13 protein-coding genes are annotated in these 10,677 nt (G+C 61.1%); 3 read left to right on the forward strand and 10 right to left on the reverse strand.

Going from position 1 to position 10,677, the window contains the following annotated elements:
- From Q0349_RS08930 to Q0349_RS08950, 5 genes are all read right to left on the reverse strand, one after another.
- Window positions 1-1,347 (reverse strand): sigma-70 family RNA polymerase sigma factor (locus Q0349_RS08930; RefSeq protein WP_298080519.1); only part of this gene is annotated, 1,347 nt, incomplete at its 3' end.
- Between the two features lie 3 nt (window positions 1,348-1,350).
- The gene (gene dnaG / locus Q0349_RS08935) at window positions 1,351-3,066 is read right to left on the reverse strand and encodes a DNA primase (protein ID WP_298080520.1); all 1,716 of its coding nucleotides are present in this window, start codon (window positions 3,064-3,066) and stop codon (window positions 1,351-1,353) included.
- Window positions 3,067-3,091: 25 nt separating this feature from the next.
- Complete coding sequence (locus tag Q0349_RS08940; RefSeq protein ID WP_298080521.1) at window positions 3,092-3,544, reverse strand: GatB/YqeY domain-containing protein; 453 nt, start codon at window positions 3,542-3,544, stop codon at window positions 3,092-3,094.
- A gap of 5 nt (window positions 3,545-3,549) precedes the next feature.
- Window positions 3,550-3,765 carry a 30S ribosomal protein S21 gene (gene rpsU / locus Q0349_RS08945; RefSeq protein ID WP_004142550.1) on the reverse strand — a complete coding sequence of 72 codons (216 nt, stop codon included), beginning with the start codon at window positions 3,763-3,765 and terminating at the stop codon, window positions 3,550-3,552.
- A 67-nt stretch (window positions 3,766-3,832) separates the two neighbouring features.
- Window positions 3,833-4,225, reverse strand: a complete 393-nt coding sequence (locus tag Q0349_RS08950) for an ABC transporter (RefSeq protein ID WP_298080523.1) — start codon at window positions 4,223-4,225, stop codon at window positions 3,833-3,835.
- Window positions 4,226-4,306: 81 nt separating this feature from the next.
- On the opposite strand from Q0349_RS08950, the gene Q0349_RS08955 reads away from it, so the two are divergent.
- Window positions 4,307-5,536: a uracil-xanthine permease family protein gene (locus Q0349_RS08955; protein WP_298080524.1), complete on the forward strand. Its 1,230-nt coding sequence runs from the start codon at window positions 4,307-4,309 to the stop codon at window positions 5,534-5,536.
- 2 nt (window positions 5,537-5,538) lie between these two features.
- Complete coding sequence (locus tag Q0349_RS08960) at window positions 5,539-6,654, forward strand: GHMP kinase (protein ID WP_298080525.1); 1,116 nt, start codon at window positions 5,539-5,541, stop codon at window positions 6,652-6,654.
- 76 nt (window positions 6,655-6,730) lie between these two features.
- Here Q0349_RS08960 and Q0349_RS08965 read toward each other — a convergent pair whose 3' ends face one another.
- Genes Q0349_RS08965 through pyrB form a run of 3 tightly spaced genes read right to left on the reverse strand, consistent with a single transcriptional unit; the run spans window position 6,731 to window position 8,925 of the window.
- Window positions 6,731-7,501 carry a transferrin-binding protein-like solute binding protein gene (locus Q0349_RS08965; RefSeq protein WP_298080526.1) on the reverse strand — a complete coding sequence of 257 codons (771 nt, stop codon included), beginning with the start codon at window positions 7,499-7,501 and terminating at the stop codon, window positions 6,731-6,733.
- Between the two features lie 29 nt (window positions 7,502-7,530).
- Window positions 7,531-7,869, reverse strand: coding sequence for a P-II family nitrogen regulator (gene glnK, locus Q0349_RS08970; protein ID WP_298080527.1), 339 nt, complete (start codon window positions 7,867-7,869; stop codon window positions 7,531-7,533).
- A gap of 9 nt (window positions 7,870-7,878) precedes the next feature.
- Window positions 7,879-8,925: an aspartate carbamoyltransferase gene (gene pyrB / locus Q0349_RS08975; protein ID WP_298080528.1), complete on the reverse strand. Its 1,047-nt coding sequence runs from the start codon at window positions 8,923-8,925 to the stop codon at window positions 7,879-7,881.
- Between the two features lie 60 nt (window positions 8,926-8,985).
- Here pyrB and dtd point away from each other — a divergent pair, with 60 nt between their 5' ends.
- Complete coding sequence (dtd, locus tag Q0349_RS08980; RefSeq protein WP_298080530.1) at window positions 8,986-9,423, forward strand: D-aminoacyl-tRNA deacylase; 438 nt, start codon at window positions 8,986-8,988, stop codon at window positions 9,421-9,423.
- A 91-nt stretch (window positions 9,424-9,514) separates the two neighbouring features.
- On the opposite strand, the gene Q0349_RS08985 is transcribed toward dtd, so the two are convergent.
- Window positions 9,515-9,874 (reverse strand): glycine zipper 2TM domain-containing protein, encoded by a 360-nt coding sequence (locus Q0349_RS08985; protein ID WP_298080531.1) that lies wholly within the window; start codon window positions 9,872-9,874, stop codon window positions 9,515-9,517.
- A 64-nt stretch (window positions 9,875-9,938) separates the two neighbouring features.
- Window positions 9,939-10,677 (reverse strand): argininosuccinate lyase (argH, locus tag Q0349_RS08990; protein WP_298080532.1); only part of this gene is annotated, 739 nt, incomplete at its 5' end.

A 10,677-nucleotide genomic window follows, 5' to 3' on the forward strand; every position in this document is an offset into this window, starting at 1 on the left:
GTCGGCGATAGAGCGGGTAATCGCCTGGCGAATCCACCAGGTGGCGTAGGTGGAGAATTTGAAGCCCCGGCGGTATTCAAATTTGTCCACCGCTTTCATCAGGCCGATGTTGCCTTCCTGGATGAGGTCGAGGAATTGCAGGCCACGGTTGGTGTATTTTTTGGCGATGGAGATGACGAGGCGCAGGTTGGCTTCGACCATTTCTTCTTTGGCGCGTTTGGCCTGGATTTTGCCGATGGAGAGGCGCTTGTGGATTTCTTTGAGCTGCGGGATGCTCATGCGGTAGCGTTTTTCGATGTCCAGGTATTTTTCTTGTTCGACCTGGATTTCGGTGATCATGCCTTTCAGTTTTTCCGCGTATTTGCGCCGCTGTTTGCTGTGGCCAACAATCCAGTCGGGGTTGGTTTCGTTGCCGGGAAATTCCTGGATGAAGGTTTTGCGCGGCATCCCGGCGCGCTCGATGATGAGGCGCATCAGACGGCGTTCGATGTCGCGGATTTCTTCGTTCGGGATGTTCAGTTGGGCTTCCATCAGGTCGATGGTTTTTTGCGGGAAGGAGAAGGCGGCGATGTATTCTTTGATTTCGCCGTGCAGTTTCTGGTTTTTTTTGTCGTCCAGCATTTTGCCCTTGTTGAGCGAGGCCATCAGTTTTTTGTGGATGGCGGCCAGTTCGAGCAGTTTTTCCCGTGCCTCTATCAGTGCGTCCTGGTTGTTCGGCGCGTCTTCCGGCGGTGCGGCGCTGTCGTCGTCTTCGTCGTCGTCACTGCCGCTGACGAGGGTGTCGCTGTCTTCGTCGTCGTCGCTGCTTTCGGGGATTTCTTCTTCTTTGTTGGCGTAGGGGTCGCCGTAGCCGTTGACGAGGTCGCTCAGGCGGCCTTCGCCGTTCTCGGTCTTGGCAAATTCTTCGAGCAGGGCGGAGACGGCCAGCGGAAATTCGGCGAGCGTTTGCTGCACGGTGTTGAGTCCGGCTTCGATGCGTTTGGCGATAGCGATTTCGCCTTCACGGGTGAGCAGGTCAACCGCGCCCATTTCGCGCATATACATCCGCACCGGGTCGGTGGTACGGCCTATTTCGGCTTCGTTGAGGGCAGCGGCGCTGGGGACTTCTTCTTCGTCGTCGGTAGCGATGACGCCGCCGTCTTCCTGGGCGCTTTCGACGACGTCAATGCCCATTTCGACGATGAGCGCGATCATTTCGTCGTATTTGTCGCCTTCCAGGGCGTGTTCCGGCAGCGCTTCGTGGATTTCTTCGTAGGTCAGGAATCCTTGTTCGCGGCCGCGGGCAAGCAGTTCTTTGACTTCGTCCTGGACGTCATATTCTTCTGGCTCTTGCTCAAAATCACTCATGGTTTATCCCGTTGTTGTAAATGTCGAAATCTGGTCGTCTTTTATGCGGGCGACGGAGAATTTTTCAAGCCGTGCCTGTTGTGCGGCGTGGCTTTTTTGCAGGTTGGCAAGCATATCGGCAAATTCGGCGCATTGTTGTGTTGCGTCCAGCCGTGCCAGCAGTTTGGCGGCAGCGGTGACTGCCTCGTAAACGCCATGTTGGCGCAGGAATGTTTCGGCGTGTGTGCGGCTCGCTTCGCCGCTTTGCAGGGCGTAGCAGAGCAGCCAGAACAGTTGCAGTTCGGCGTCTTCCGGCGGATATTCCCAACGGCGCAGCGGCAGCGCGCACTGGGGTTGCAGCAGCAGCCGCGCCATCAGCTGGATGCCTTTGTCTTTGGGTTTGACTATCGGCATTTCGCGCGGCCGCCAGGCGGGGACGGCGCTGCGTGCAGGTGTGGCGCCAGCGGAAAGCGTCAAGACCGGCAGCTCAAAGCGTTTCATTACTTGCGCGCGCAGGATTTCGCGGAAATCGGCATCGGGCAGCAGCTCCAGCCAGCGCTGTGCTTCACCCGCCAGTTCGGCTTGTGCTTCGGCGCTGCGTTGTGCGTCCGCGCCGTCGTCCAGCGTTTGCAGGAAGTAGGCGGAGGCGGGCAGGCTGGCGTCCATCGCCTGCTGGAAGGCGGCAACGCCCGCTTTTTCGACGAGCGAGTCGGGGTCTTCGCCGGCAGGCATGAACATGAAGCGCCATTCGTGCTGTTTGTCGTGCTGGCTGAAGACGGCTTCCAGCGCCTTGCGCGCCGCTTTTTGTCCGGCGGTGTCGCCGTCAAAGGAGAAGTAGATTTTCTCCGCGCGTTTTTTCAGTTGGCTGATATGGGTCTCGCCGATGGCGGTGCCGAGGGCGGCAACGGCGTTTTTGATGCCGTGCTGCCACAGTTTGATGACGTCCATATAGCCTTCGGTGACGAGCAGGGTACGTTCGCGCGTCTGCATCGCCTGATAGAGGCCGTAGAGTTCGTGGCGCTTGTTGAACCACGTCGTTTCCGGCGAGTTCAGGTATTTTGGCTGCGCCTCGCCCATCGCCCGCGCGCCAAAGGCGATGACTTTGCCTTTGTGGTTGTGGATGGGGAAGATGACGCGCTCGCGGAACCAGTCGTAATGGTGGTCGTCTTTGACGCCAACCAGGCCGACGTCCTGCAACAGTTGCAGCGGGTATTTGCTGCCGAGGTGCGCCAGCAGGGCGTTGCCGGGCGGGGCGTAGCCGAGCTGGAAGGTATCAACGGTCGCTTTTTTCAGGTTGCGCTGGCGCAGGTAGTCGCGCGCCGCCTTGCCGCTGTCGCTGTAAAACGCTTCGTGGAAATAGGCTGCCGCGTCAGCCAGGCATTCGAGCCCCAGATCGTAGCGGTCTTTTTCTTGCGGGTCGCTTTGGCGACCATCGTCTTCGTAGGGGACGTCCAGCCCGTTGTATTCGGCGAGCCGCTCCACTGCTTCCGGGAAGGGCAGGTTGTCGTAGTCCATCAGGAAGCGGATGGCGTCGCCGCTAACACCGCAACCGAAGCAGTGGTAAAAGCCTTTTTGGGTATTGACGCTGAAGGACGGCGTTTTTTCGTCATGAAACGGGCAGCAAGCCCAGTGGTTGCTGCCCGATTTCTTGGTGAAGGTGATACGAGACGACAACAGCGCGAGCAAATCGGTTCGCGCTGTCAGTTCGTCAATGAACGGTTTGGGGATGCGTTTTGCCATCGGCAGCCGTCGGCCCGCCTCCAGCTTAGGATTGTTGTAACAGGGTGCGCAGGTACTGGCTGACGAAAGCCATGTCGGCGCGGCCTTCCAGTGCGGGTTTGAGCGTCGCCATCAGCGGCTTCATTGATGCCATTTCGCTGGGCAGGCCGGAGGCGGCGAGTGCTTTGTCCACGGCGGCGCGGATTTCGTCCTCGCTCAGTGCCTGCGGCAGGAATTGCTGGATGATGGCGATTTCCGCTTCTTCGTGTTCCGCGAGGTCAAGGCGGTTGGCCGTGCGGAACTGTTGCGCGGCATCCTGGCGCTGTTTGACCTGGCGCACCAGTTCGCGCAGGGCGATTTCATCGGTGATTTCCACGCGCTGATCAACTTCTATCTGCTTGAACGCCGCGCTTACCATGCGCAGCGTTTGCAGCGTTGCTTTTTCTTTGTTGATCATTGCCGCCTTGATGGCGGCATTGACGTTTTCGCGGATGCTCATCGTGCTCAGTACAGACGTTCGAAGCGGCTACGTTCTTTTTTCAGGCGGCGGGTATTGCGCTTGACGGCGGCGGCAAGTTTGCGCTTGCGTTCCTGGGTCGGTTTTTCGTAGAACTCGCGGCTGCGGACTTCAGCCAGCACGCCGGCTTTTTCCACGGAGCGCTTGAAGCGGCGCAGGGCGATATCGAACGGTTCGTTGTCTCGTACTTTTACACTTGGCATTACATTCCTCGTTGGTTAAAAAAAGGGTTTAAAGAAGGCGCGCATTATAGTCGTGCCGTCTTAAAAATCAACGGGATTTTGCGGCTTCCCGCGCCGCTTTTCGCGCCTCGCGGCGGGCTTTGCGGCGGCTGCCGTCATAATTGTGCAGAATCGTTCCGGTTTGCAGGGAAATGGAGAGAATACAAACGGGTATGCCCCAAAGTGGCTGCCCCCACAACCACATCACCCCGCCAAAAAACAGGTGCAGCGGCGCAAGCAGGGCAAGGGCGGCATACGGTTTGCCCTGCCGCCGCCACACGCCGGGGAGGAAATATAAAAGCGGCAACAGTGTCAAAACAAAGCCGAGCGACATTTGTTTGAGATTGCCTGTCCAATGCAAAACAAATCCCGCGCCATAGATAAAAACCAGCGCCAGTTGCGAACCGAGCGTGAGATAAAACCCTTTATCCTGTCGAGTCATGCGAAATCCCGCGAAAGAAAGCGCCGCATTATAGCGGGCTTTTTCGCGCGTATAATGCCGCCGCTTTTTTGGAGACCCGCAATGCAAAACCTCAAAGAAATCCTCGTTGGCATCCAGATGCTCTTCGTTGCCTTTGGCGCGCTGGTACTGGTGCCGCTGCTCACCAACATCAGCCCCGCTGTCGCCCTGCTCTCCGCCGGTATTGGCACCCTCTGCTTCCAGCTCTTCACCGGGCGGCAGGTGCCGATTTTCCTCGGCTCGTCATTCGCCTTCATCGCGCCACTCATTGCCGCCATCAACCAGTGGGGACTGGCGGCGACGCAGGGCGGCATCATCGCCGTCTCGCTCGTCTATCTCGCGCTCGCCGTGCTGGTACGCCTCATCGGCACCGGCTTCATTGACCGCCTCTTTCCGCCGGTGGTGGTTGCGCCGGTCATCATGGTCATCGGCCTCTCGCTTGCCCCCGCCGCCGCCAACATGGCAATGGGGCTGACCGGCGACGGCGGCGCCGCCCTTTATGCCAAGGGCCCGGCGCTCATCAGCGCAGGCGTGGCGCTGGCGGCAACCATAGCCGTTGCCCTCTACACCCGTGGTCTGACCAAACTGCTCGCCGTTTTCGCCGGTATCATCGCCGGATACATCGCCGCCAGCCTGCTCGGCCTGACCAACTTCGACGCGGTACGACAAGCGCCGTGGTTCGCCGCCCCGCCCGTGACCCCGCCCGCGTTCAACCTCGAAGCCATCCTCTTCCTGCTGCCGGTCGCCCTCGCCCCTGCCATTGAGCACATCGGCGACATCGCCGTTATCAGCCAGATTTGCGACAAGCCCTTCCTGAAAAACCCCGGCCTGCACCGCACCCTCGCCGGTGACGGCGTCGCCATCGCCATTGCCGGATGCCTCGGCGGCCCGCCCGTCACCACCTATTCCGAAGTCACCGGCGCCGTCTCCATCACCGGCGCGAAAAACCCGCGCATCATGACCTACGCCGCCCTCACCGCCATCGTCCTCGCCTTCTCCGGCAAACTCGCCGCCATCCTCAGCAATATGCCGACGCCCATCATGGGCGGCATCATGCTGCTGCTCTTCGGCTCCATTGCGGCGATGGGCGCGCGTTCCCTGCTCGCGCCCAACGCCAACGTGCGCAGCGAACGCAGCGTCATCATCATCGCGGTGACACTGGTCGCGGGACTGGGACACCTCTCGGTGGACCTCGGCTTCGTCCATCTGGAAGGCATCGGCCTCTCCGCCATCATTGCCATCCTCCTCAACCTCGTCCTGCCGCAACCGGCAGACGACGGCAACGCCAACTGACCATGAAACGCGCCCGCGCCCCCGGCAAAATTATCCTGAGCGGCGAGCACGCCGTCGTTTACGGCGCCCCCGCCATCGTCTGCGCCATCCGCCGCTATACCACCGTCGGCTTCGCACCGCTGCACCGCAGCTGCACCATCCGCACCGCGCTTAGCGGCATCTCCGCGGGCAAACACTACCGCACCGCCGCGCTGCACCGCCTCAAGGACAAACTCGACCAGCGCTTTGAGCAGTACAGCCGTGGCGAACGCGCCGTACAAAACATCCTGCGCCGCCCGGATGACCTCGTCATCTACAGCCTCGCCACCCTCTTCCAGCACCTGCCGATGCCCGGCTTCAGCGAGAACCGCCACCTGCCCGTGCCGGGGCGGCTGAGCAGCCACAGCGAACTGCCGCTGGGCGCGGGCATGGGCTCCTCCGCCGCCGCCATCGCCGCCACCCTCGTCCTCTACGAACACCTGCTGGGGCGCCCGATGAGTGCGCAACAGCGCTTCGAGCGCGTCCGCTTCTGCGAACGCCTGCAACACGGCAAAGGCAGCGCCATTGACGCCGCCGCCACCGTTTACGGCGGCCTGCAAACCCTGCAAGACGGCAATCCGGCGCCGCTTGCCGCCACCCTCGGCGACGGCTGGTACTGGATACTCTCCGGCATCCCCGTCGTCAGCACCGGCGAATGCGTCGCCCACGTCCGCCAGCACCACGGCAACGACCATGCCTTGTGGCAACAATTCACGGCGACCACGCACGACCTGCAACACGCACTCACCCGTCGCGCCGACCCGCGCCCGGCCTTGCGCGAAAACCATCGCCTGCTGGCACACATTGGCGTCGTTCCTGCCCCGGCAGCGGCACTCATCCACGACATCGAAGCCGCAGGGGGTGCAGCCAAAATCAGCGGCGCGGGCGCACACCGGGGCGACGGCGGCGGCATCATCCTCGCCTGGCACCCCGACCCGCAGGCCATCCCCGCCCTGCTCGCGCCCTGCCCTACCCTCACCTGGGACGCGCTGCATCCCGCCGAACAGGGCGCGCACCTTCTGCCGGACGCGGAGGATGACGTGGCAACAGCCTGTATCAATTCGGAAAATCGCAGTATTCCGGGTGATTCCGCGCAGTAACGGATATAGCGATATTCGGATTACCCGCATTAAAAAAACCGCGCCGGAGCGCGGTTTGCTTGCAGGGATGGCAGTGTTATTGGCGAATGGCACCGAAGCTGCCGGAGAGGCGTTGCACGGTGTCGCTGAACAGGCCGCCGAGTTCGCGGGCATTGTCGCCGTAGAAGTGGCCGCCGCTGCTGACGGCAGCGCCGTTAGCGGTAGCGAAGCTGTTACCGTTGATGGTGGCATTGATGTTCACCGGCGTGAAGGTCACGCTACTGCTTTTCGAGGTGATGGTGCCGTTTAGGGTTTTGGCGGCGAAGTCGGCGGTGAAACGGCTGTCTCCGGTGCCGGCCTCACCATTGCGGACAAAGGCCGCCTGCCCGACGTATTGAGCGGTGCCGTTGCCCGGCATGCTGGCGGTTAGCCTGCCTTGGCTGAAGATGTAGTCTTCGTTGCCGGATTTGATGTAGCCGTAGCTACTATCCCGGTAGTCGAAGTTGCTGACGACAAAGATTTCATAGCTTTTGCCGTCTTTGCTGAGGATATGAGTCGTCGTGATGCTGCCGTCATCGTTAGGACGACGCAGGCTGAACTGTTTGCCGTTGACGTTCAGGGTAGTGAGGTAGTCGCTGCCGATATTGAGGGTGCGGTGGCTGCTGTTGATGGTGCTGCCACTGGGGACGACGACCGCCGTGCCGCGATAGATGCCGTTTACGCTGTTACCGGCGTTGTTGCCGGGGATATTGGCGGGCGGCGTGCCGGGATCAAGCGGCGGATTATTGTCGCCACCACCACCGCCACCGCAGGCGGTCAGTAGCAGGGCGGTGCTCAAGCTCAGGGACAGGTGGATGCTGGTTTGCATGGGATACTCCTTATTAGTGGGGGGATGGTTCACAGGGCTTCGTCGTCCAGTTCGCCGGTGCGGATGCGCACCACCCGCTCCAGCGGGGTGACGAAGATTTTGCCGTCGCCGATTTTGCCGGAGTTGGCGGTGTCGCGGATGGTTTCGATGACCTGTTCGGCGAGGTCGTCGCCAACGGCGATTTCCAGCTTGAGTTTTGGCAGGAAGTCGATGACGTATTCGGCGCCCCGGTAGAGTTCGGTATGCCCTTTTTGCCGCCCGAAGCCTTTGACTTCGGTGACGGTGATGCCTTGCACGCCGATGTCCGAGAGTGCCTCGCGCACGTCGTCCAGCTTGAAGGGCTTGATGATGGCCGTGATCATTTTCATGGCGTGTCCTCAACCCAGCTGGTAGAAATCGGCATCGAGGTCGCTGTAGCGGCGTGGACGGTAGCCGTGGCGTTTGTGGAAGTGGCGGTCGATGTTTTCATGCACATCCAGCACCATCGCAAAAATCGCCATGCGCATGGTGACGCCGTTGTCCGCCTGGCGGAAGATGGCGAGGTTGGGCAGGTCGTCGAGGTCGGTGGCAAGATCAAACGCGCCGGGGCGGCTGTCGCGCGGCAGCGGGTGCATGATGACCACGTCTTTTTCGGCGTAGTTTTCAATGGCGGCGCGGTTGATGCGGTAGTCTTCGCTGTAGCCTTCCATTTCTTCGCCGCCTTCGATGCGTTCGCGCTGGATGCGGGTGGCGTAGATGACGTCGGCGCCGCGCAAACCGCTGCTGATGCTGTCGAACTCGCGCACGTGGTGGCCGGCGGCCTTGAGGCTGTCAAGCAGCACTTGCGGTGCGGCAAGCGCCGGCGGGGCGATGAAGTGGAAGGTGATGTTGCGGAACAGACGCAGCAGGCGGCAGAGCGACTGGATAGTGCGCCCGTGTTTGAGGTCGCCGGCAAGCGCAATGGTCATGCCGTCGATGCTTTTGCCGAGGCGGCGAAATTCGCTGTCGATGGTGTAGTAATCCAGGAGCGCCTGGCTGGGGTGTTCGCCGGTGCCGTCGCCCGCGTTGATGACCGGCACGCGGATGTTTTTCGCAAATTGCGCGACCGAGCCGGTTTCCGGGTGGCGCATGACGATGGCGTCGGCATAGCCGCTGATGACGCGCGCGGTGTCGGCGAGCGATTCGCCCTTGGAAAGCGAGGAGAAGGTGAAGCCGGTAGTATCGCAAACGCGACCGCCGAGACGCGAAAAGGCAGTGTGGAAGCTGATGCGGGTGCGGGTGCTGGCTTCAAAGAACAGGTTGGCCATGACCGCGCCGTCCAGGACGTCGCAGCGGTACTGACGGCGCGCGACGGGTTCGAGGGTTTGCGCGACGGCAAGGATTTTTTCAAGATCGCTGCGGTTGAACTGGTCGATAGAGAGGATGTGTTTGCCTGCAAGGGACATGGTTTTGCTCCGTGGGAATTTGCCGCATTATATAGCGATTGTTTTTACCGGGAGTACGTGATGATAGCCTTGATTCAGCGGGTTTCCAGCGCAAGCGTGTGGGTGGAAGGTTTGGAAGTTGCCGCGATTGATGGCGGCCTGCTCGCCTTGATTGGCATTGAAAAGGCCGACACCGCGGCGAATGCGGCGCGCCTGCAACAAAAACTGCTGAACTACCGCGTTTTCCCCGATGACGAAGGGCGGATGAACCGTAATGTGCGCGAGGCGGGCGGCGGACTGCTGCTGGTATCGCAGTTCACCCTGGCGGCGAATACGACGAAGGGCAACCGCCCCGGTTTTGACCCGGCAATGCCACCGGCGGAAGCGGAGCCATTTTTCGCCCGCTTCTGTGCGGAGATGCAGGCGCTGTATGCACCCGTCCAATGCGGCATTTTTGGCGCGGAGATGCAAGTGCGACTGGTCAATGAAGGGCCGGTGACGTTCTGGTTGCAGACGTAGGCGTAACGTCAACGGATAGCGTCGCTACAAACAAAAACGCTGCGTGTCCATAAGGAAGCACGCAGCGTTGCGGGTGTTTTAGGCGGGTCGCTTAGCGACGGTAGCCGCCGTTGTAGTAACCGCCGTTGTTGTAGGTCGGCTGTTGTTGCGGGTAGTAGCCGCCGTTGTTGTAAGTGGGCTGTTGTGGCTGAACGTAACCGCCGTTGTTGTAACCGGTGCCGTCCGGGGTGCGCACCTGGCTGCCGATGAGACCGCCGATGGCCGCGCCGGTGAGCGTTGCTTCGGTGTCTTTGCCCCAGAGGTTGCCAGCGGCGGCACCGACAGCGGCGCCAATGGCGGCGTTGCGCGCGGTGGTCATGCCGGACTGGTTCGGCGGGGTGACGGCGCTACAGGCGGCAAGGCCGGTAATCATCAGGGCGGCAAGCGAGGTTTTGATGAGGGGGTTTTTCATGGTTTGGTCTCCGTTGTTTTTGGGTTGGGCAAAAGAGTAGTGCAATTTTGCAACAGGCGTAGTGTCAATTCTGCAACGTTTCTTTTGCCTGTTTTATCCGCGCTTTGACCTGCGCCGGGGCAGTGCCGCCGAAGTGGTCGCGCGCGTTCACCGAGCCTTCCAGCGTCAGGCTTTGGTAAACGTCTTCGGTGATGGCGGGCGAGAGCGCTTGCAGGTCGGCGAGCGGCAGCGCGTCCAGGGTGCAATCGCGCTCAATGGCGAGATGCACCGCGCGGCCGACGATTTCGTGCGCATCGCGGAATGGCACGCCGTGGCGGACGAGGTAGTCGGCCAAATCGGTGGCGGTGGAGTAGCCCGCCCCGGCGGCGCGGTACATCGCCGTATGGTTCGCCTCAATTGCCGGAATCATGTCGGCGAAGGCGCGCAGGCAGGCGAGCACGGTATCCAACGTGTCAAACAGCGGCTCCTTGTCTTCCTGGTTGTCCTTGTTATAGGCGAGCGGCTGGCTTTTCATCAGGGTGAGCAGGGCGGTGAGATGGCCGTAAACGCGCCCGGTTTTGCCGCGCACCAGTTCGGGGACGTCCGGGTTTTTTTTCTGCGGCATGATGGACGAGCCGGTGCAGAAGCGGTCGGCAATGTCGATGAAGCCGAAGCGGGGCGACATCCACAAAATCAGTTCTTCGGACAGGCGGCTCAAATGCACCATGACGAGCGAGGCGGCGGCGGTGAATTCGATGGCGAAGTCGCGGTCGGACACGGCGTCGAGCGAGTTTTGGCAGATTTGTTCGAAGCCCAGGAGCGCG

The organism is uncultured Cardiobacterium sp. (assembly GCF_938028185.1).
In the GTDB taxonomy this organism is placed as follows: domain Bacteria; phylum Pseudomonadota; class Gammaproteobacteria; order Cardiobacteriales; family Cardiobacteriaceae; genus Cardiobacterium.